The 20,917-nt window shown below is 59.4% G+C and carries 16 protein-coding genes, 1 tRNA gene and 1 pseudogene; 4 read left to right on the forward strand and 14 right to left on the reverse strand.

The features are described from left to right. Positions 1-302 (reverse strand): DEAD/DEAH box helicase (locus KUL77_RS00655; protein WP_297142225.1); only part of this gene is annotated, 302 nt, incomplete at its 3' end. Between the two features lie 107 nt (positions 303-409). Then, complete coding sequence (gene rlmM, locus KUL77_RS00660; protein ID WP_297142228.1) at positions 410-1,693, reverse strand: 23S rRNA (cytidine(2498)-2'-O)-methyltransferase RlmM; 1,284 nt, start codon at positions 1,691-1,693, stop codon at positions 410-412. Between the two features lie 11 nt (positions 1,694-1,704). Between rlmM and KUL77_RS00665 the strand changes: the two genes are divergently transcribed. The 4 genes from KUL77_RS00665 (at position 1,705) to KUL77_RS00680 (ending at position 5,347) form a co-directional block, all read left to right on the forward strand. Further along, entirely contained in the window at positions 1,705-2,757 is a 1,053-nt protein-coding gene (locus tag KUL77_RS00665) for an aldo/keto reductase (RefSeq protein ID WP_297142230.1), read from the forward strand. Positions 2,758-2,882: 125 nt separating this feature from the next. Continuing rightward, the gene (locus KUL77_RS00670) at positions 2,883-4,145 is read left to right on the forward strand and encodes an extracellular solute-binding protein (protein ID WP_297142233.1); all 1,263 of its coding nucleotides are present in this window, start codon (positions 2,883-2,885) and stop codon (positions 4,143-4,145) included. A gap of 108 nt (positions 4,146-4,253) precedes the next feature. Continuing rightward, positions 4,254-5,222, forward strand: a complete 969-nt coding sequence (ispB, locus tag KUL77_RS00675) for an octaprenyl diphosphate synthase (protein WP_343231522.1) — start codon at positions 4,254-4,256, stop codon at positions 5,220-5,222. Between the two features lie 48 nt (positions 5,223-5,270). Further along, a tRNA-Pro gene (locus KUL77_RS00680) sits at positions 5,271-5,347 on the forward strand. 366 nt (positions 5,348-5,713) lie between these two features. On the opposite strand, the gene KUL77_RS00685 is transcribed toward KUL77_RS00680, so the two are convergent. The 12 genes and pseudogenes from KUL77_RS00685 to KUL77_RS00740 all read right to left on the reverse strand — a co-directional run. Next, on the reverse strand, positions 5,714-6,004 hold the full coding sequence (locus KUL77_RS00685; RefSeq protein ID WP_297142235.1) for a CcdB family protein: 291 nt from the start codon (positions 6,002-6,004) through the stop codon (positions 5,714-5,716). Next, positions 5,992-6,246: a type II toxin-antitoxin system CcdA family antitoxin gene (locus KUL77_RS00690; RefSeq protein WP_297142237.1), complete on the reverse strand. Its 255-nt coding sequence runs from the start codon at positions 6,244-6,246 to the stop codon at positions 5,992-5,994. The genes KUL77_RS00685 and KUL77_RS00690 overlap by 13 nt, the downstream gene beginning before the upstream one ends. 119 nt (positions 6,247-6,365) lie before the next feature. Continuing rightward, on the reverse strand, positions 6,366-7,940 hold the full coding sequence (locus KUL77_RS00695; protein ID WP_247737068.1) for a Fic family protein: 1,575 nt from the start codon (positions 7,938-7,940) through the stop codon (positions 6,366-6,368). Between the two features lie 106 nt (positions 7,941-8,046). Continuing rightward, positions 8,047-9,363 carry a glycosyltransferase family 2 protein gene (locus KUL77_RS00700; RefSeq protein WP_297142241.1) on the reverse strand — a complete coding sequence of 439 codons (1,317 nt, stop codon included), beginning with the start codon at positions 9,361-9,363 and terminating at the stop codon, positions 8,047-8,049. Between the two features lie 4 nt (positions 9,364-9,367). Beyond that, positions 9,368-10,372, reverse strand: a complete 1,005-nt coding sequence (locus KUL77_RS12605; protein WP_343231523.1) for a glycosyltransferase — start codon at positions 10,370-10,372, stop codon at positions 9,368-9,370. Positions 10,373-10,483: 111 nt separating this feature from the next. Further along, on the reverse strand, positions 10,484-12,376 hold the full coding sequence (locus tag KUL77_RS00710; RefSeq protein WP_297142243.1) for a glycosyltransferase: 1,893 nt from the start codon (positions 12,374-12,376) through the stop codon (positions 10,484-10,486). A 213-nt stretch (positions 12,377-12,589) separates the two neighbouring features. After that, positions 12,590-13,309 (reverse strand): DUF6270 domain-containing protein, encoded by a 720-nt coding sequence (locus tag KUL77_RS00715; protein ID WP_297142246.1) that lies wholly within the window; start codon positions 13,307-13,309, stop codon positions 12,590-12,592. Positions 13,310-13,319: 10 nt separating this feature from the next. Continuing rightward, positions 13,320-15,242, reverse strand: coding sequence for a glycosyltransferase family A protein (locus KUL77_RS00720; RefSeq protein ID WP_297142249.1), 1,923 nt, complete (start codon positions 15,240-15,242; stop codon positions 13,320-13,322). Between the two features lie 71 nt (positions 15,243-15,313). After that, positions 15,314-17,128 (reverse strand): glutamine--fructose-6-phosphate transaminase (isomerizing), encoded by a 1,815-nt coding sequence (gene glmS / locus KUL77_RS00725; protein WP_297142251.1) that lies wholly within the window; start codon positions 17,126-17,128, stop codon positions 15,314-15,316. Positions 17,129-17,173: 45 nt separating this feature from the next. Beyond that, positions 17,174-18,460, reverse strand: a complete 1,287-nt coding sequence (locus KUL77_RS00730; protein WP_297142254.1) for a nucleotide sugar dehydrogenase — start codon at positions 18,458-18,460, stop codon at positions 17,174-17,176. A 30-nt stretch (positions 18,461-18,490) separates the two neighbouring features. Further along, the gene (locus tag KUL77_RS00735) at positions 18,491-19,933 is read right to left on the reverse strand and encodes a hypothetical protein (protein WP_297142257.1); all 1,443 of its coding nucleotides are present in this window, start codon (positions 19,931-19,933) and stop codon (positions 18,491-18,493) included. Positions 19,934-19,946: 13 nt separating this feature from the next. After that, positions 19,947-20,917, reverse strand: a pseudogene (locus KUL77_RS00740) (hypothetical protein); the annotation flags it as partial.

Consider the following 20,917-nt stretch of genomic DNA (forward strand, 5'->3'; position numbering starts at 1 on the left):
CTGTAGGTCTTGACCGACTCGAACACCTGCATCGCCAGCTCGCGCGTGGGCGCGAGGATCAGCGCACGCGTCTGGTGGCGGGCGGGCGAGGTGCTGGAGTTGGCGTGGCGCGCGATGCGGTGCAGCAGCGGCAGCGTGAAGCCGGCGGTCTTGCCGGTGCCGGTCTGGGCGCCGCCCATGACGTCCTTGCCGGCGATGACGATCGGGATGGCCTGGCGCTGGATGGGCGTGGGTTCGGTGTAGCCGGCATCGGTGACGGCTTGCAGCAGTTCGGGAATGAGGCCGAGGTCGGCAAAACTCATGGGTGCCTTCGGGTCTGGGGTGGTCGACAACCGACCACCGGATTACGGAAAACCCGAATTATACACGGCGCAAAAAGCGTTACCGGACAGGGGCTTCGCAATCGACCTCAGCGCTTGAGCGTGAGGAAGGCGGTGACCTCTTCGCGGTCGTGGTAGAGGTGCTTGATACGCAGGTCGTAGGGGCCGACGCTGGCGAGCCGCTTGCGGATGAGCTCGCGGCACTGCTCGACCGCCTCGACGCGGCGCTTCATCGGCAGCTTGAGGTTGAAGACGGTGTAGCGGCAGCGCCCGGTGGCGACCCACTCGGCCACCAGCGAGGCGATGCGCGAGGGCTGCTCGACCATGTCGCACACCATCCAGTCCACCGGCCGGTGCGGGCGCCAGGTGAAGCCGTCGGCCTTGAGGTGCTCCACCATCTCGGTGGCCATCACGCTGTCGCGCAGCGGGCCGTTGTCGATCGCGGTGACGCGCAGACCGCGGCCGACCAGCTGCCAGGTCCAGCCGCCGGGGGCGGCGCCGAGGTCGACTGCGCGCTGGCCGGCGCGCAGGATCGTGTCGCGCTCGCCGTCGTCGAGCAGGGTCATGAACGCTTCGGCCAGCTTCATCGTGGACCGGCTGGGGGCGTTCGAGGGCATGCGCAGGCGGGGGATGCCCATCGGCCACGGTGCGCACTGCCCCGGCTGGCCGGCGGCGAGCCAGGCGGTGGTGGCATCGGTGAACACGACATGCAGCACCGGCAGCCCGGTGCGGCTGGTGCGCAGGCAGCCGGCCTTCTCCAGCGCCTTGGTCAGCGGTTCGGTGAAGCGCTTGCAAAAACCCGAACGCTGCTTGGCCTCGTCGGTGTCCGGCGTTTCCAGGACAACGCCGGAAAAGCGCTGGCCGCAGGCTTTCACCGCGGCGACGATGGGGGAGGCGCGGTCGCGCTCGGGCAGCTCGTCGATGCGGCCGAACCAGGGCAGCAGCTGGCGGGCGAAGGTGGCGCGGCGCCAGTCGGTGGCCTGGCCGAAAGCGCCGAGCGGGGTCGGCTCGAAGGTTTCGAACAGCGCGAAGCCGGTGTTCGGCTCGGCGCGGAGGTGGCCGATGAGGCCGGCGTCGGCGGCGAAATCGTCGAGTTCGGCGGCCAGTTCCTTTTCGAAGCCGGCGCGGCAATAGCCGATCAGGCCGGCGCAGTGCAGGCCGGCGGCGGGAGTGTGCTGGTTCATCGGGGCGAGCGCGCGCAGGCGCTGAAGTATGATTGGGCCTTCGGTCGGGATGCGACGGGCCGGAACCCGGGATGATAAGCCGCCTCGCGAGAGCTGGCGAGTACGCCGGTGTTCCGGGTCGTTTCGCCGGGACATGCCGTAACGGCCGCATAACAGGCCGGCGGCGGGCTGCAGCCGATCGATCGACAACAGGAGAGCACATGAACAAGCGTGAAATGCAGTACCGTCCGCTCGGTGAAGCGGGGCCGCAGGTGTCGGCGATCTGCCTGGGGACGATGACTTTCGGCGAGCAAGCCGGTGAGGCCGAGGCCCACCGTCTGCTCGACCATGCTTTCGAGCGCGGGATCAACTTCATCGATACCGCCGAGATGTACCCGGTCCCGGCCCGCGCCGAAACCTGCGGCGCCACCGAGTCGATCGTCGGCAACTGGCTCGCGCGCAAGCCGCGCGACAAGCTCGTCGTCGCCACCAAGGTGACCGGCCCGGCGCGCAGCCTGGACTGGATCCGCAACGGTCCGCCCGCACTCGACCGGGCCAACATCCGCGCCGCGGTCGAAGGCAGCCTGCGCCGGTTGCGCACCGACTACATCGATCTCTATCAGCTGCACTGGCCTGAGCGCAACCAGCCGCTGTTCGGCCAGGGCAGCTTCGACCCTGCCCGCGAGCGCGCATGCACGCCGATCCGCGCCCAGCTCGAGGTCCTCGCCGAGCTCGTCGAAGAAGGCAAGGTCAGGCAGATCGGGTTGTCGAACGAGCAGCCCTGGGGGGTGATGGAGTTCCTGCGCGTGGCGCGCGAATCGGGCCTGCCGCGGGTGGCGACGGTGCAGAATTCGTACAGCCTGCTCAACCGCGTCTACGAATACGGCTTGAGCGAAATCACCTACCGCGAGAAGGTGGGGATGCTGGCGTACTCGCCGCTGGCGTTCGGCCATCTGTCGGGCAAGTATCTGGCCGATCCGGCCGCGCCCGGGCGGATCACGCTGTTCGAGCGCTTCGGCGTACGCTACACCAAGCCCGGCGTGCTGCCGGCGGTGCGCGCCTATGTCGAACTCGCGCGCCGCCGCGGACTCAGCCCGGCAGCGCTGGCGCTGGCCTTCGTCTATTCGCGCTGGTTCGTGACCAGCACCATCGTCGGCGCCACGACCATGGCCCAGCTCGTGGAAAACCTCGACGCCTGGGAGGTCGTGGTGGATGAGGAGTTGTGCCGGGAAATCGAGGCCGTCCACCTGCTCCATACCAATCCCGCGCCCTGAGCGGCAGCGTCTCGCGTTCCCCGCGGCCGTGTTACAACTGCGGCCCGCGGGGCGACGGCGGCACGACTATAATTCCGCCGCTTCCGGGGCCGTCGCCCCGGCCCTTGCCGATACGTGCCGAGCTCATGAATACAACGCGGTTGAAACTTCTGTTCAGCGTCTTTTTCGGCTGCGCTGCCGCGGCCGTGCAACTGCCGGCACTCGCGGCCGCGCAGCCGCAGCAGATCGAACTCTTCCACCGCCTGCCGGATACCAGGGCGGCGGCTCTTGCCGGTCTGGTCGAGCGCTTCAATGCCCAGTCGAAGGACGTGCGCGTGGTCCTGTCGCAAGCCGACTGGCGCCGCGCCGCACCGCACCTGCTGATCCTCGAAGGCGACGATGAAGACGATTTCGTCGCCGGCAAGCCGCGCTTCAAGCCGCTGCATGCGCTGATGCGCGAAAGCGGAGTGGCGCTGCAGACCCTGCGCCCGCCGGCGATGATGACGCGGACTCCGGTCGATACCCAGGGGCGCTTGCTGGCCCTGCCGATCGGGTTGTCCACGCCGGTGCTGTTTCTCAATCGCGATGCGCTGCGCCGTGCCGGCATGAATCCGGACACGACCCGGGTCGACACCTGGTTCGAACTCCAGGAAACCCTGGGGCGTCTGGCCGATACCGGGCACACCTGCCCGTACACCGTGTCCGAACCCGGTCGCGTGATGGTGGAAAACCTCAGCGCCTGGCATAACGCACCGGTGGCCACGGTCGCCGGAAAAACCCCCGTGCCCAGCTTCAACGGCATGTTCCAGGTCAAGCACGTGGCGATGATGGCGAGCTGGACGCGGGCGAACTACCTGCACATCTTCGGCCACCAGGCCGAAGCCGAGCAGCGCTTCGCCAGCGGCGATTGCGCCGTGATCGCGGCGCCCTCGGCGAGCTGGGTGGATTTCCGCCGCACCGGCAAGCTCGATATCGGCGTTTCGCCCCTGCCGTACTACGAGGATTTTCCCGGGGCGCCGCAGAACACCGTCGCCGACGGTCCCGCGCTGTGGGCCGCGGCGGGCAAGAAGCCCCAGGAGTACAAGGCGGTGGCGCGCTTCGTCGCGTTCTGGCTGCAACCCGAGAATCAGGTCGCCTGGCAGCGTGAAACGGGCTACCTGCCGCTCAATCGCGCAGGCCTGCTGGCGTCGCGCAGCGAACTGCTCGGCAACGACCTCGAGAACGTGCGCGTGGCGGTGGACCAGCTCACCCACAAGCAGGCGACGCCGCAGTCTTCGGCCCAGCCCGTGGTCGAGCGCGAGAAAGTGCGGCGCATCCTCGACGAGGAACTGGCCGGAGTGTGGGCCGACGAGAAGGCCGCCAAGGAAGCGCTCGACAACGCCGTGGCGCGCGCCCGCAACGGCAGCTGAGCGTTTCCTGCCGCCGCTGCGTGCGCGTCTTCGCTGCAAAGCTCCCGCCGCTTGACGCCGCGCGCGCGCGACACCTACCATTCCGCTTTTTCCGCGAGCGTGCACGCCTTGTCCGTCAAGCAGCTTTTCGCGCCGATCGCCGCCGACATGCAGGCGGTGGATGCGGTCATCCGTAACCGCCTCCATTCGGACGTGGTCCTGATCCGCCAAGTGGCGGAGTACATCATCCATAGCGGCGGCAAGCGCCTGCGCCCGGCGCTGGTACTGTTTACCGCCGGAGCCATGGGGTACCGGGGCACGCAGCACCATGAACTGGCGGCGGTGGTCGAGTTCATCCATACCGCGACCCTGCTGCACGACGATGTCGTCGACGAATCCGAACTGCGCCGCGGCAACAAGACCGCCAACGCCCTGTTCGGCAACGCCGCTTCGGTGCTGGTCGGCGACTTCCTCTATTCGCGCGCCTTCCAGATGATGGTCGGGGTCGAAGACATGCGCGTGATGCGCGTGCTCTCCGATGCGACCAACGTCATCGCCGAAGGCGAAGTGCTGCAACTGCTCAACTGCCACAACGCCGACGTCGTCGTCGACGACTACCTGCGCGTAATCCGCTACAAGACCGCCAAGCTGTTCGAAGCCGCGGCACGCCTGGGCGGCATCCTGGGTCGGGCCAGCGCAGAGCAGGAAGAGCGCCTCGCCGCTTTCGGCACCCACCTGGGCACCGCTTTCCAGCTCATCGACGACGTGCTCGACTATTCCGCCGATGAAGCCGATACCGGCAAGCACCTCGGCGACGACCTCGCCGAAGGCAAGCCCACCTTGCCCCTGATCCACGTCATGCAGCGCGGTACGCCGGAACAGGCCGCCCTGGTGCGCAATGCCATCGAGCACGGCGGGCGCGACGATTTTGCCGCGGTGCTCGGCGCGATCCGGGCCACCGGTGCGCTCGAGGAGACCCGCCGTCACGCACAGGCCGAAGCCAGGCTCGCGATCGAGGCGATTTCCACCTTGCCCCCTTCCATTTTCAAGGATGCGCTGCTACAATTATCGGACTTTGCAGTTGCGAGAAATCACTGATATAGTAGTCGGCTCTCGCGGAACACAAGGTGATCTGCAGTACAACGTCGGGGAATAGCTCAGCCTGGTAGAGCACTGCGTTCGGGACGCAGGGGCCGGAGGTTCGAATCCTCTTTCCCCGACCAGTAATTCTCAAGGAAATCCCGAAATTTCCTTTTTAAAAACCGCCGCTTAGGCGGTTTTTTTGTATTTTGACGTCCTTCATTGTCCTCGCTTGTCCCTCAGTGTTTTAGTGGTGCACTGTGCCAGTAGTGTGCCAGGTCCTGCGCATTGCCCTGCCTGTACCGGTACAACCCGCAGGACTGCAGGCCGTCCTCGGCCTTCCAGCGTTCAGTGTATCCAGGCCCGATACGCGGTCCTGTGAATAACTTGGCGAAACGGGGGAACCTGGCCGGGGGCCGCCCCGATGGGCACCCCGCACGCTTCGCCCCGCGTCCGCCGCTGTCCGGGCTTGCACGTACCCGCCGAGCCAGTCTTGATACGAGCCGAAACTACACCCCTGCCATCAAGACATCGATCGCTCGATTTATTCGATCACCTTGATCCGCCACACTCCCGGCGCGACGCAAACCCGACCGCCGCACAGCGGCGATCAGCCGGGTTGCAAGAATCAAGCACTTGCCATCGTGCAAGAGCTCGGGATTCAAGCCCTTGACCACCGGGTAGTCAGTAAGGAGAGGGATCACGACCACCGCCGGATCGGGTGGCAAGAGGTCGCTTTCGACAACGACCATCTTCACCCCGCTGTATTCCGCTACGTCATATCGACTCAGGCGCTCCATGAAGAGCCTCCCGGCGCACAAATGATGTCAGCCAGCGGGTGTCCGTTGCGCTCGTGCCAGGATGCTTGTGCTGCGAAGGCCTCTGCGTTCTCGGTGAGCCACTGCATGTGTCGGGCTTCGGCGACCGCCTTCTTGAGCGCCGCTTCAGCCACAGCGGACACATTGATCTCAAGCGCTTTTGCACAGTCGAGTGTTTCGGCGTCCAGGGTCAAAGAGGTCTTGCGTTTTGTCCTTGGCACCATCAGAGCCTCCTTCTAGATACCGCACTACTATACCGCTGAAAAGAAGAAGTATACGCTGCGGCTGGTCGAGCGGGACGGTTCCACCATCTGCTCATACCCGCGGTCCGGGAACTCTTTTCTCATTTACCCGCCACATTGCCGCTTGGCAGCCCATCAAAAGCGTGCGCTACAACTTGAACGATAGCCACCCAGATACCTGGCTCGGTCAGCAAGGGCATCTCCTTGGACAACACATTCGACAGCTTGCCCTGATTGGCCTCAACCGACCGAATGATGCGATCGATCTGCATATCGGGCATCTCGACGATGTCCTTGATCGCAGCCCGGGCCTGGGCGTAACTGCGCATGTAGCGCGACTCTTCGCGCATGTCGTCACGGATGGTGCGCGCCAGCACATCGGCCAGATAGACCACATGTCGTGTCAAATCCATGTATCGCCAGACCGGCCGCGCGATGGCATCGCCCTTGAACACAAAATTCGATCGAATGCCGTCGGCGTAAGAGGCCTGAGCAGGGGAAAACGCGTAAACCTCAGCCAGAGCCCCCATTAGCGGACGAGAGATCGTGTCCAGAATGCGATCGTAGGCACGCCGCTCTGAGGCGTCACTGGTGATCAGGGACGAGACCGGCAGGATCATCGGCTCCTGGACGACCCCGTCACGACGCAACACATCGTTGATCAGAAAACGATGCACCCGCCCGTTGCCATCGGCCAGCGGGTGGATGTAAACAAAACCAAAAGCCAGCACCGCGCTGCGCATCACCGCCGATTGCCCATAGGTGCGGTCCCAGAAGACCCTCATCCCGTCCAGCATCGCCTGCATGTCGGCTGCAGGCGGCGCCACGTAGTGAACCACCTCCTGGTAGCGAACCACCTCACCCACAAACACGGGCGACTGGCGAATGCCGAACTGCTGCAGCGTGGTGCGCCGGCCCAGGATCTCGGATTGCAACTGTGCCAGCGAGGCATCGTCGAGTGGCAAAGCGCCCTCACCGGTGCGCCGCGCCAAGACATCGGCAAAACGCTGGATGCGATCCGATTGATCCGCCTCACCCTCGATCGCAAAGCTCGATTTGCTCTCACGCAGCGTCATCCAGACTGCCGAGCGCATCAGCACATCTTCCCCAAACTCCAGTGCGAGCTCGTTCAACAGGCGCTGAACATCGACCGCGACCGCTTCATCGAAATCACTCGTCTTGCGAACGATGGGGCAAAAGGCGGGCGACCCGGGCAGGTTGTCCCGCACACGCCAGCGGCGGTTGGGTACAGATCGGTCGGGTGATGCGGCCACCAGTTTTCGATCGTCCAGCACGTCCACATAGGGGCCTGCCATGAGCGCCCGCACATCCAGTTGACGCCCCGTCAGCCACTCGTACAGAAACCCGGCCTTCCTGGCATATTGGCCACTGGGCTCGTCGTCGATCCAGGCCACCAACTCCATTGTGTCGACCCGCTCAAACAAGCGGCAGAGCATCTCCAGGTGCAACACCTCGTGCTTGAGGTGGAACGTCAGATGCCCGCGCAAATTCGCACTGGGTCGCATCCCTTCCACGAAGGTCTCGGTCTTGACGCCATCGGCCAGCTGCGTCGTGCGGCGCCCGCCGACACGACTCCGCACCGTCAAAGGCATGACAAGTTCGATGCCATAGCGAGCCACCAACCAAGCGCCACCGAGCAGGTTTTGAGTGTCCATGGCCGATTATGCGCAAGAACCTGTGCGAACGCGCAAAAACATATCGAAAATCAGAATTCTGCTCAGAAATCTTCGAGGCCGCCTGGTCTACTTCGCCCTGCCGTAGTTATCCCGGCTGTATCACTTGCTCATCCACTACGCAATGCCCCACCACCACCTGTTCATGCCCGCTGCCGCAAGGCTGCCCGGCTGCGTCCAGCAGGTCCACCCGCAGCGTGATCACGTTGGGGGCTCCGTTCAGCAGCAATGGGTGTGTCAGACCCGCGTTGAAGTTCGTATTGGCGCGAAGCGGGGCCTGCACCTGCTGCAAGCCATTGATGTCGATGTGCAGGCGCAAGCCATGGCCTGCGGGGCAGGGCAGGGTGCGGCCACACACGTACAGGTTGCGTGCGCAGGGCAGGGCGTTCACCGTCAGGCGAGCGGTTTCGGTCAACACGAAGCTGTCGAGCGCCGCATCAAAGCGCAGGCCGCTGAAATTGCAGCGTGCCGCCAGATTGGCGTCCGGTGCGGCGCCGTCCAGCAGGCACGCCCAGCGTTGTTCCTGCTGCTGCAACATCGCCTCGGCTAGCGTGCGTGCGGCCGTGTGCGGCGTGGCCAGAAAAGCCGGTGTCAGTGTGTTCAGCAGTGCTTGGCCTTCGTCACTGGGTTCTGTCATCGACAGTCGCATGACCCACTCGCGAGCCAGTTCGCGCTTGATCTCTGCGCGCCAGCGCGCGAATAACGCCCGGCTGTTGCGCTCGTCGCGGTCCGAAACCGCCTGGCGGCTCAGGCTGACGTGGTGCTGGATACGGCTACCCGGCGCCAGATAAATCTTCTTTCCCGCCTCGCGCAGCTTCAGGCATAGGTCGATGTCTTCCGCCCCGTTCACGTAGCATTCTTCAAAACCGCCCGCCGCGTTGAAATCTGCTTTGTGCAGCAGCATGCATGCCCCGGTCACTGCCAGCACCTCCACGGCCTCGCGCGCATACGCCGGAAACTGACGGATGTGTTCGAACTGCCCATTCAGGTTCAGCCGCACGCCGGCATGATCCAGCGTCCCATCGGCCACGCGAAACTGTACATTGCCCACCAAGCCGGCACGCAGCCCCGGCTCATGCAGCACCGCCAGCATGGGTGCCAGCCAACCCGGCGCGAACAGCAAATCATTGTTCAGCAGCCCGATCAGCGTGCCCCGGGCCAGTGCCACGCCCGCATTGCAACTGCGTGCAAAGCCCAGGTTGTGCGGGTTTAGATACACGCGGATACGTGCATCGTCGAGTGTGGCCAGCCATGCCCGCGTGCCATCGGTCGAGCCGTCATCCACCAGGATCAGTTCGTAGTCCAGCTCCTGCGGCAACGATGCCCGCAGCGATGCCAGCATCGCCTGCGTTTCGGAAAGCTGGTTGAAAAGTGGGGTGATGAAGCTGAGGGTGGGATGGTTCAAGTGCTCACTCCTGCTTGATCGACGCACGCCAGCGCTGCAGCAGCGTTCCCAGCTCAAACGCCCGATGCCGGTAGCAATGCCGTTGCCGCACCTGCGCTGCCAGTTGGGATTGCAGCGCATCGCGTGCCTCGACATCGCGCAGGTAATGCGTCAGCAAGCCTTGCAGTTGCTCCGCGTCTTCATACACCGGCAGCTTGCCGCCAAACACTTCGTCCGCTACCGTCCGCGAATTGGTAATCACCAGGCAGCCCGCCGCCAGTGCATCAAAAACCCGGCTGTTGGCGGCGCCCCAGGCCTTTGTCACATGGTTGGCATCGTCGATGACGATGGCCGCATCCCGGTATGCCGGATGCAGCGCGTAGTAGGGCATAAAGCCCCGGTCATAGCGCGCCATGCCTGCGCACGCGTCCCAGCCCTTGCCATACACCGCACCGTGGAAATGGTCCGGTAGCGCAGTCAGTGCCTTCGTCACGTCCCGTTCCACACCCCAAAAGCTGCCCGTGAACACAAAGTCCAGCTTGGACGTGGGGGCTCGTCGATCCGCGTTGAAGCGTTCCGGGTTGGTTGCAATGCGCAGCACGGGGACTAGCCGTTCCAAGCGGGCGCTCAAAAACCGTGCCGCGATTCGTGATGAGGCCAGCACCTGGTCGAACTGGCCAATCCATGGCCGGTCCGCCCAACGCTCGAACCAGTTGCGCGCCCATCCCAGCACCAGCAGGCCCGCCTGGGCGCCGTGGATCCGACCCGGATCGAAGTCTTCCAGCATGGCCACCACCACATCCACGCCTGCCAGCGCATACCAGTCTTCTCCGCGCGGGCGATAATCCACCGCCCAGCCGTAGCGCGCGCGTAGCGCCTCACCCAATTCCAGCGCGGTGAAATAGTCCCCTGCGGCCGCCAACGGCCCGATTTCGGACACTGCGAACGCAACGGACACAGCGTTGGGCAGGTCGGCGCTGCCGTGGTGGGGCGTGTCACTCATGTCGCGCGCTTGCCTTCCATCAGTCATCCCCCCAAACAAGTCCCGCGTATAAACCTTCTCCCGCACGTCGGTCAGTTCGGCCGACAGCCGGTTGGCGATGATCACCTCCGCCTCACGCTTGAACGCTGAGGCCCCCCCTCACATCAAACACTGCTGCAACACCGGCAACAACGCCCTCAAGCGCTCGCCCACCACCGCGTCGTCGGTCTTGCGTGACGCAGCCTCCACCGCCTGCACGATGGCCGCGTAGCCCCACGGCGCATGCTGGCGCACCAGGCGCGACTGCTTGTCGTCGTTCTGCGAGCCCTCGACGAACAAGTTCTTCACCCCATTCTGTGGTACGGGCTCGTCCAGTTGCACCAGCCAGTTTTCGGGCCGGGCCACCGCCACCATGGGCACGCCGCGGGTCTTGCAAAACGCCGCCAGATACAAATCCACCATTCCGCTGTGTGCAAAGCTGCGGTAATCCAGCCCCGCCACGCAGTCCGAATGAAACGCCACCGTGCCGGTGCCCAGGTTATTCACCAGCCGGTCCTGCTCCAGTTCGCGGATGAACCAATGCACCCGCCGAAAGCCCGAAAAATACCCGGTCGGCTGCTCCGGAATGCGCACCCCATGTACGCCCACCACTGCCAGGTGGCCGTAATGCTCGATCTTCTTCACCAGCGCATTCACATAATCGGGCGGATACTCGATGTCGTCATCAGCGGTGAAGAAATAACACGCCTCCTGGCGACCCAGCAGCGGCACTAACTTGCCGTTGTCACGCAGCCCCGGCAGATCGCGCGACAGACGCACCGTCACCTTGGGGTGGCAATCGCGCACAAAGTCCGGCACCGCGTCGTAGCGGTCCAGATACACATGCAGTTCATCCAGCTGCGGCGCCAGGCTGGCCAGCATGCGCTGCAACAAAGCCTGCCGCTCGGGGATGGAACACACGCTGGCCACCACCGGCAACGCGGGGTTGGCCAAGCGCGACATTTCGGGCAACACGCTGATCACATCCCGCGTCACCGGAAACCGAAACACCGTCCGAAACTGCTCGTGCGGCACATTCTGGTGCAGCGCCTGAAACGCCTCCAGATACTGCTGGCGCACCGGTGACAGGCGCTGCTCGATGCGCCCGTCTGCGGCGGGGTCGTTGGTAATCATGTCGGCAAACAGCGAGCCCTCGCGCAGCGTGTTGTAGTACAGCGGCAAATCCAGCACGCGCACCGCATCCGGGCGGTCTCGATACAAGGCTTGCAAACGCTGAAAAAACTCGTCGTCCGACGCCTTCATCGTGCAATTGAAAAAGCCGATCTCATCGAACACCGCGCGCCTGACACCCAGGGTAATCAAGCCCAGTTTTTTGACTAGCCCATTCACCGGCAACACCTGCCCGGCCGGAAACAGCACCCGTGAATAACTGCTCTGCACGCACATCACACTCGGCTGGCGCAGCTCATGCATGCACAGACGGATGCGTTCCGGGTGGCACAGGTCGTCGCCATCCTGGAAAAAAACGAATTCCCCACGCGCCAGCCGCACACCGAAATTCTTGGCGAAATACGTGCCCAGGTTAGCATTCAGGCGGCGGATCACGATGGGGTACTCGCGCTTCAGGCGCTGCAGAATGGGCCAAGTCGTATCTGTGCTGCAATCGTCCACCACGATGATTTCCAGCGGCGAATACGTCTGGCGCAGCAGCGAGGTGACGGCCTGCTCCACATAGTCCGCCACATTGTGGGTCGTCATCACCACAGACACCCAGGGCTGCGGGTCCGTCAGCGCCCTTGCCGGCAGGCGCGCCACCGCCTGCGCGACCTCACGATAGAGATCCGCCAGATAAATCGTGGTCCCTGCAGGCTGAGGCCGTTCATTCACATTGCCCGATGCCGCCGCGCCTAGCTTGGCCCGCGCACGCTCAAGGTTGAAACGATACATCGCCGCCAGTTCGGGGCGCGCCAGAATGGCCTGTTCGTACAAGCTCACCGCCTGCGCAAAATCACCCGCCTCATGAGCGGTCTGTGCATCCTTTACAAACGACATTGAAGACTTTTCCGCTTCATCCCTCTGTATCTGCTGGCTTACAGTCCAGAACTCAATCTGATCGAGATCCTTGGAAGCACGCCAAGTACCATTGGCGTTTCTTCACCAGCTGGACGCGCGGGACCCTGGTTCAGGAAGTGACGACCCTGCTTAATGCCTTTGGCAGAAAGCTCCATATTAATTACGCGTGATTACTTATGACAAAGCACTAATTTAGGAAATGCTCCTCAAGCAGTTAATAAAAAAGAGGTCGACTTCTTTTTTAAAATGGAATGGCGTTCTTCCCCATCTGTGCTTTGAATCAGAAACAAACAGCTCTTCTGGATATTTAATGAACTGATTTGAATTTAATTCAGATGTCAAGAAATTGTATTTTCTATTTAAATCAGAATTTGCAATATTTATATATTGTGAATTTGAAAAAAATTCGTTGCAATTGTCAAATTTTGACCAGTTAATGCAATTTATCAAAACTTTGCTTAATTGATTGGTTTGTTTCAGTGCTTTTCTTAAAGTCGTCCAGCCTGAAACCCATTTCAAGAAGAACTCTTCGGAAAACCCTTTTATTATTTTGTGCTGTGAGGGTAAGCTCTTATTGCTTTGTAATGTTTTTCTGAACTCGGCAGAGAGAGTGATCAAGGAACCGTTTTGCAATTCTAGGATATCAAATCTGTCGTCAGTAAAATCAATGACTAAATAATCAAAATCTTTATTTGAAATGGCGTCAAGAAAAGTCTTATTTGCATCTGCAAAAACCATGCGCTTTTGAAAATTTGAATTAATGCCACTCAAATCTAAGTCAAAATCAATTTTTTTTCCAGAGAGAGACGCAAAACTACTTCTTGCAAAATAGTCTACAAGATGAAAATTATTTGATTCTTCATGGGTAAATGGATCACGACTATTGCATGATCCAAAAATCAAGATTTTCATTCTAGATTCGCTATCTAAGTCTTGAAAATGAGTTCTTTATAGAAATCTCTCTAGAGAAGTTAGGCATAAGCGCCTTTAGCTTTGCTTGCAATTCTTTGGTTTGATTTTCCAATATTCCTATAATTCCTTGATATCCCCATGGGGTAACTGACATCAACTCTAAAAGAATTTTTTCTTCCTTAATATTAAATTCAGAAAAAAGGTTTGGGGTTGATTTGGCCTGCTCAAATTCAACCATCCACCCGGCATGACGACGAATGCATATCATAGGAATCGCGCGTTTTTTACATTCTATTGAAAATAATATATCAACCATACCCCCAAGCTTCCATGAATCCGGATTAATGCTATCTATAACTTCAGAATGAAATCCAACAGTCCCAGTTCCGAGATTATTAACGAGCATGTCATTTCTGATCGTATTGCTTGAAAAGTGATATGTAAAACGGCGTTTGAAATAAGCGCTGGGCTCTTCTTCTAGAACAACACCATGAACACCAAGGACAGCTTTTCGTTCATAACGCTCAATCCCATTGATCATTGAGTGCACGTAGTCCTGTGGGTACTCAATGTCGTCGTCAGCAGTAAAGTAGTAAAAGGGCTTCCCTATCGTTTTTAATTTATTAAAAATTAAAAACTTGGCATTGTCTCTATAGTCAATGATGTGATCTTGAGATCTAAATATTTTTATTTTATTTTGGTTTTTAAGTTCTGAGGGAATAGTCTCGTATTTGTCTAGATATATATATATTTTGTCAACCTGATTAAAGAGGCATCTAACGGTTTTAATAAGTGTTTCTTGACGAGATGGGATGCTGCAGAGAGATACAACAACTTCATCCCTAATTGGGTCTAATGCTCTAATCCCTTCTGGATATTGCATATTTGCCCGAAGAGGGAATGGTGGAAAGTTTTTCCTATAAAATTCTTTATTATCGTTCGCAGAAAATCTTGATTTAAACATTTCAACGTATTGCCGCCTGGGAATGGATGAGGATTGTTCAATCTTTTTTCCATCGGCTGAGTATTGAATCATATCTGAAATTAAAGATGTTTCTCTCAGGCGAGCAAGGTATAGCGCTACATTTAGGTTAAGGAGAGAGTTTTTGCCATAAACATGAAGTAATCTTTGAACCCATTCATCGTCTGCGGCGCGGCGCGTGGCATCAAAAAAGCCTATTTCACGAAACGCTTGTTTACGCACGGCTAAAGTTATTAGCCCAAGCTTGGAAAGCAAACCTCCTACTGGTATCAATTTGCTGTCAGTATCGTTATACCTAAGATATTGGCTTCTAGTGGCAATAATTTCTTTATTGGTAATTAGTTGGGATGCCTGTATTTCAATTCTTTTTGGGTGAGAAATGTCGTCCGAGTCTTGAAAAACAAGAATTTCCCCTGTGGATTTTTCTATAGCTCTGTTTTTTGATAAATAGGTTCCGTAGTTTCCGTTGTTTCTGATGATACGAAGACCGCCACAGCGTTTTTTTATTTCCTGAAGAATTTCCCAGGAGTTGTCGGTGCTTCCATCATCGCAGACGATCACTTCAAGATTAGGGTAAGTCTGGAGTAAAAGTGATTCGACTGCCTCTTGAATGGTATCCTGAGCATTATGACAAGTCATAATGGCTGAAACTTTAGGCGGCTTTAGCCCAATATTTGATGGATTTTTAGATATCCACTTCTTGAATGAGGAAGCGACGAAATCAAAGGCGTTGAAATTTTCTGTGCTCTCAGTGTTGGTGGATATATCGGGCGCTGTATTATTTTTCTTTCCCCGAGATCTCGTCCATTGAACTTCAGCAAGAGTTAAATTGAATGCAACGATCCCTTGTGATATAAGTTTTTCGTTATTTATTTGTTTATATAACTCAATTGCTTCTCTGTAGTTTTTGCTGCGAAGAAGACGATTTGCCTTTGAGAGTATGGTTTCCATTTTAATTTAATAATTAATAAAATTATTAGATGTTCGTTTTTTTATAGGGTTTTCAATAAATAGAGAACTATTTATTCAACTGTTACGCTTTTTGCTAAGTTTCTCGGCATATCCACATCATTCCCCAGCCGTATCGCAATCTCCATCGACAGCAGTTGTACCACCACCATCATCTCGAAAAACTCCAGCATCGGGTGCACGTGCGCCCGAATGCGGATGATGTCATCGGCCAGTTCGAAGTCTTCAGGCGTGATCGCCACGATGGTCGAGTCGCGGGCAGACAGTTCCTCGACGTTGCTCTTGATCTTGTCCCATAACGTGGTACGCGCCATCAAGGCGATGGTGAACAGCCCTGCGTCGGCCAAGGCAATCGGGCCGTGCTTCATCTCGCCGGCGGGGTAGCCTTCGGCGTGCAGGTAGCTGATCTCCTTGAGCTTGAGCGCGCCCTCAAGTGCTAACGGATAGAACAGGTCGCGGCCAATGAAGAAGAACCCATGCCCGTGCAGGTAGCGTTTGGACAGGCGGTGGATGCGCTCGTGCAATGCGGGCTGCACCTTGACCACGTCGATTCCACCACGCAACGCCGCCAGTTCCCTCGCCCAACGCTCGCCGTCCAGCAAGCCCTTGGCTTGCCCCCAATGCAGCGCCAGCAGCCACAGCGTCATCACCTGGGCGGCAAAGGCTTTGGTTGAGGCCACGCCTTTTTCAATGCCGGCACGCAGCAGGATGGACTGGGCAGCCTCACGTATCATGGAGCTGTTATCCACGTTGCACAGGGCCAGTGTTGCCAGCCCTTGCGCCTTAGCCAGCTTCAGCGCTTCGAGTGTGTCAGCTGTCTCGCCGGACTGGGAGATGACGACGAACAGTCCCTCAGGATCCAGCACCGGTACGCGGTAGCGGAACTCGCTGGCAATCTCCACCTTCACCGGCATCCGCGCCAGGCGCTCAAGCAGGTAACTGCCCACCAGCGCGGCATGATAGCTGGTGCCGCAGGCGCACAAGGTGATTGAACGGAATGGGCGAAGCCAGTCGGCGGGGAAGGCTTCGAACTCAACGGCGCCATCGCGCAGCCGACCAGTGAGGATGTCGGCCAGCACCTGGGGTTGTTCGTAGATTTCCTTCTCCATGAAGTAGCGGAAACCTTCTTTTTGCGCCGCTGCGCTGCTGGCGGGCAGGACTGCGAACAAGGGCTCGACCACCGCGCCGTTGGCATCGAACACCTGCAAGGTATCGGCGGTGGCGACGCCCCACTGACCATCTTCGAAGTGCATAGCCTTGTCGCACAGTCCCAGCAAGGGCGCATCCGATGAGGCCAGGTAGCAGCCACCTGCGGCAAAGCCAATCTGCAGCGGCGACCCCTTGCGGGCGTAGAACACACGGCCCGGAGTGAGTTCGGAGACCAGCAGGATGGCGTAGGCACCGTGCAATTCGTCGAGCGTGGCGCGGAAGGCTGCCAATGCCGCATCAGGCGCGTTGCCATGGCCATCGAGGTGCTTTTCGAACAGGTGAACGATGACCTCGCTGTCGGTCTGGCTCAGGAAGGGCGTGCTGAGGGTACTCTTTAGGTTCTGATAGTTTTCGATGATGCCGTTATGCACCACCTGGCTGTGTGTAAGGCCATGCGGGTGGGCGTTGGCTTCGGTGGGTTTGCCGTGCGTGGCCCAGCGAGTGTGGCCGATGGCGGCCACCGCGCCCGATGAGCGGTAGCTGCCCACCTTGGCCGCCAGGTTGTCGAGCTTGCCGACGGCTTTGAATGTCTTCACACTGCTCGTTTCGAGCAGGGCGATACCTGCCGAGTCATAGCCGCGATATTCCAGCTCGCGCAAGCCGGCGAGCAGGATGGATGTTGCTTCTTGGTTACCGATGTAACCCACGATGCCGCACATGGAAAACCTTCCTTGTCGTTCGGGATGCCGATGTGAAGCTGAGGATTACAGGCGCCAGACCGTATAGCCGGCCTCTTGCAGCGCCTTGGCATCGAATGCCGCCTTGACGTCGATGAAGGCACCGCCCGGCGTGAGCTTGCTTGCGATCTCTTCGAGCTTCAGATCCTGATAGGCGCGATGAGAGACGGCGGCCACAATGGCACTGGCTGCGGGCAGCTCGCCCCACGGGAGTAGTTTCACGCCGTACTCGTGCATCGCCTCTTCGGGGTCAGCATACGCATCGGTCACCGCAACCTCGATGCCGTAGCTTTGCAACTCGTGGATGATGTCGATGACCTTGCTGTTGCGCAGGTCGGCGCAGTTTTCCTTGAAGGTCAGGCCCAGCACGTTGACGCGCGCGCCCTTGATGACCGAGCCGGTGGCGATCATTTTTTTGACGGTAGTTTCGGCGATGTACTTGCCCATGCTGTCGTTGATGCGTCGCCCGGCAAGGATGACCTGAGGGTGATAGCCGACCATCTCGGCCTTGTGGGTGAGGTAGTACGGATCGACCCCGATGCAGTGCCCTCCCACTAGACCAGGCTTGAACTTGAGGAAATTCCACTTGGTGCCTGCGGCTTTGAGCACCTCGGAGGTGTCAATGTCGAGTTTGTCGAAGATCACTGCGAGCTCGTTCATTAGCGCGATGTTGAGGTCGCGTTGGGTGTTTTCGATGACCTTGGCGGCTTCGGCGGCCTTGATGGAGCACGCGCGGTGTACGCCGGGCTCGATGATCTGTTCGTACAGCGCGGCGACGCGCTCCATGGTTTCGGGGGTGTCGCCCGAGACGATCTTTAGGATCTTGGTGAGGGTGCGCTCTTTATCGCCCGGGTTGATGCGCTCAGGGCTGTAACCGACGGAGAAGTCCTGCCTCCACTTCATGCCAGATTCGCGCTCGAGCACCGGGATGCAGACTTCTTCGGTGGCGCCCGGGTAGACGGTGGACTCATACACCACGATGGCGCCCTTCTTCATGTGACGGCCCGCGCTGGCTGAGGCGCCGATGAGCGGACGAAAGTCGGGAATGTTCGCCTCGTCGACCGGGGTGGGCACGGCCACGATGATGATGTCTGCCTCGCCGAGCGCAGCGGGGTTGTCCGTGTAGACGGCGTGCAGCCCAGCTTTCATCTCTTCATCAGTGAGTTCGAAAGAAGGGTCTTTGCCTTGCTGGCAAGTCTCGACTTTGTGTTTCGAGATGTCGAAGCCGATGGTGCGGAGCTTCTTGCCGAATTCGACAACGAGAGGAAGGCCGACATAGCCAAGACCCAGGACCGCGATGGTATTTGGTTTCATGCAGAGCTCGTTTTCAAAAAATATCTAGAATTAAAGTGGGTGCGCAGAAATGAAGAGCGATTCTTTTTCCATGCTGATTTTCTCGGAGATGAATGAGTATCCAAACTGCTTGAAATCCTTCTCCCAGAGTGCCCCCACTTCCCTTTCATCGGTCCGCGCATAGTCGTCGAGCAGGATGTCGATATGCTGATTATTGAAATGCGCAAAGACCACGGGCAGGGCGGGATAGCGGGCGTGCTTGCCGGTGCTGGCCGGCGGTCCATCGACCACCATAAGGATATTCATCGGTGTAGCGGGCAGTTTTGCCGTCAGCGTGGCCAGTGTGTCGTGGCAGGCGTAATAAGAGTAGGTGTTCCCGTTGGGGGCGTGATAGGGCTGCAGAGGAGACAGAATCAGCTGAACTGCATCGACCAGCCCTGCAGCTTTCAGATCGAAAAGCGTTTGAGCGTGGTATTTCTCAAGATGCTCGAATGCAATTTGTAAAGCAGGGGTGGCGTTAGTTCTGACTGCGCTTAATTGGTTAAGCGCTTTGGCGATGAGGACGGTTGACGTGCCGGAGCCGAATTCAAAAATCAAGTCATAGTCTTTTTTTTCCAGAAGACGGATAATGTGGCGCGCAAAATCCGGGCTGATGGGCCACCCATGCATGGCGGGCAAGTGTTTGCCACAGTTGAAGAAATTTTGAATGTCGAGGAATGCCTCCAGTTGCTGAGTGGCATTCAGCATTTCCCGCTTCACTGTATTTTCCATATGCTTTCGCATATCGACCAGTTCAGCGCTTTGCTTTGCGATTTGTTCTGCCAGGTCGGTGTTTTGAGTTTTGAGTTGTTCGACCAAGTCTTTGATGGCGCTACCCAATGCCGGGACGCCGCGATTTGGTGCGGACGTGTTAGTGCAGGCTAGGTTTAGGGCATCTGGTTGTAATCCAAGTTGCTGCATTTCGTGACGGGCGAGCGTTGGCGCCAGCAGGCGTGGGTCCGAACCAGGTGTGCCCGTTGATAAGGCAGCCTCAAAATGTTGTAGCGCGCGCTGGGGTTTGTTGCCGAGCGCCGCAGCACGTCCCAAGCTGTTATGCACACCGGCGGCCAGGATCTGGGCCATCAGTTTTTTACTGACGCCCCAGTCCTGCGCCAGCCGAATGAAGTGGCGTGCCTCGTCTGCACGATGCGTTTGCAGCCTTCCCGCCGCTGCCAACAACGCCAGCTTGGCGCGGTCGGGGTGGTGCTGCAGGATGTCGCGGTCGAGCCGGGCGAGGCTGTCCCAGTCGCCGAACTGCCATTGCGTGCGGGCGCGCTCGAGCAGGTTTTCGTCGTAGGCGACGGGCTGCTGGGCGGGGGCGTCGTCTACGTGCAGCACGGTGGGGGTGGGTTCATTTTCTGGCGTGGGCGCGGGTGGGGCAACGGGGGCCGCCGCGTTGCCTTGCGATGCGGGGCCAAACCAGCGGGTGAGCAGGGCGCGAAGGTTACCTAGCATGAGGTCGCGTCCTTCAGAGTCCAGGTTCCCGCAGCAGCAGGTCCTTGATGAGTTCGAGCTGGGCGTCGGCCTTGATCATTTCTTCTTCCAGCAGTTGCTGGCGGTGCTGACCTTCGGCAATGGTCTGCTTGAAGGCGTCGCGCTCGGTGGTGAGGGCGGCGTTGTCCTGCTTCAGCGCGTCGAGCTGCGTAGCGCGGTCGGCGGCGAGTTTATCGGCAGCGGCTTTGGCCTTCGTCAGGTCGTCGATTTGGGCAGCGCGCTCGGTGGCCAGTTTGGTTTGCGCGTCGCGGGCTTGGGTGAGGGCGGCTTTTTCCTGGGCGAGGGTGTCGAGCTGGGTTTGACGCTCGGCGGCGAGCTGCTCGGCGGTGGCCTTGGCTTGGGTGAGCGCGTCGACTTGCGCGGCGCGATCGGCAGCGAGCTTGTCGGCAGCGGCTTTGGCCTTCGTCAGGGTGTCGAGCTGGGCGGCACGCTCGGTGGCCAGTTTGGTTTGCGCGTCGCGGGCCTGGGCGAGGGCGGCTTTTTCCTGAGTGAGGGCGTTGAGCTGGGTTTGACGTTCGGCGGCGAGCTGATCGGCGGTGGCCTTGGCTTGGGTGAGCGCGTCGATTTGCGCGGCGCGATCGGCGGCGAGCTTATCGGCAGCGGCTTTGGCCTTCGTCAGGTCGTCGATCTGGGCGGCACGCTCGGTGGCCAGTTTGGCTTGTGCGTCGCGGGCTTGGGCGAGGGCAGCTTTTTCCTGGGCGAGGGCGTCGAGCTGGGTTTGACGCTCGGCGGCGAGTTGCTCGGCGGTGGCCTTGGCTTGGGTCAGCGCGTCGAGCTGCGCAGCGCGGTCGGCGGCGAGCTTGTCGGCAGCGGCTTTGGCCTTCGTCAGGTCGTCGATCTGGGCAGCACGCTCGGTGGCCAGTTGGGTTTGTGCGTCGCGGGCCTGGGCGAGGGCGGCCTTTTCCTGAGTGAGGGCGTCGAGCTGGGTTTGACGCTCGGCGGCGA

Source organism: Thermomonas sp. (assembly GCF_019104945.1).
Taxonomy (GTDB): domain Bacteria; phylum Pseudomonadota; class Gammaproteobacteria; order Xanthomonadales; family Xanthomonadaceae; genus Thermomonas.

Coding starts and splice junctions, on each gene's coding strand:
- KUL77_RS00665 (WP_297142230.1), top strand. CDS start 1,705: ATGAACAAGCGTGAAATGCAGTACCGTCCGCTCGGTGAAGCGGGGCCG.
- KUL77_RS00670 (WP_297142233.1), top strand. CDS start 2,883: ATGAATACAACGCGGTTGAAACTTCTGTTCAGCGTCTTTTTCGGCTGC.
- KUL77_RS00685 (WP_297142235.1), bottom strand. CDS start 6,004: ATGGAGCGCCTGAGTCGATATGACGTAGCGGAATACAGCGGGGTGAAG.
- KUL77_RS00690 (WP_297142237.1), bottom strand. CDS start 6,246: ATGGTGCCAAGGACAAAACGCAAGACCTCTTTGACCCTGGACGCCGAA.
- KUL77_RS00695 (WP_247737068.1), bottom strand. CDS start 7,940: ATGGACACTCAAAACCTGCTCGGTGGCGCTTGGTTGGTGGCTCGCTAT.
- KUL77_RS12605 (WP_343231523.1), bottom strand. CDS start 10,372: ATGACTGATGGAAGGCAAGCGCGCGACATGAGTGACACGCCCCACCAC.
- KUL77_RS00710 (WP_297142243.1), bottom strand. CDS start 12,376: ATGTCGTTTGTAAAGGATGCACAGACCGCTCATGAGGCGGGTGATTTT.
- KUL77_RS00715 (WP_297142246.1), bottom strand. CDS start 13,309: ATGAAAATCTTGATTTTTGGATCATGCAATAGTCGTGATCCATTTACC.
- KUL77_RS00720 (WP_297142249.1), bottom strand. CDS start 15,242: ATGGAAACCATACTCTCAAAGGCAAATCGTCTTCTTCGCAGCAAAAAC.
- glmS (WP_297142251.1), bottom strand. CDS start 17,128: ATGTGCGGCATCGTGGGTTACATCGGTAACCAAGAAGCAACATCCATC.
- KUL77_RS00730 (WP_297142254.1), bottom strand. CDS start 18,460: ATGAAACCAAATACCATCGCGGTCCTGGGTCTTGGCTATGTCGGCCTT.
- KUL77_RS00735 (WP_297142257.1), bottom strand. CDS start 19,933: ATGCTAGGTAACCTTCGCGCCCTGCTCACCCGCTGGTTTGGCCCCGCA.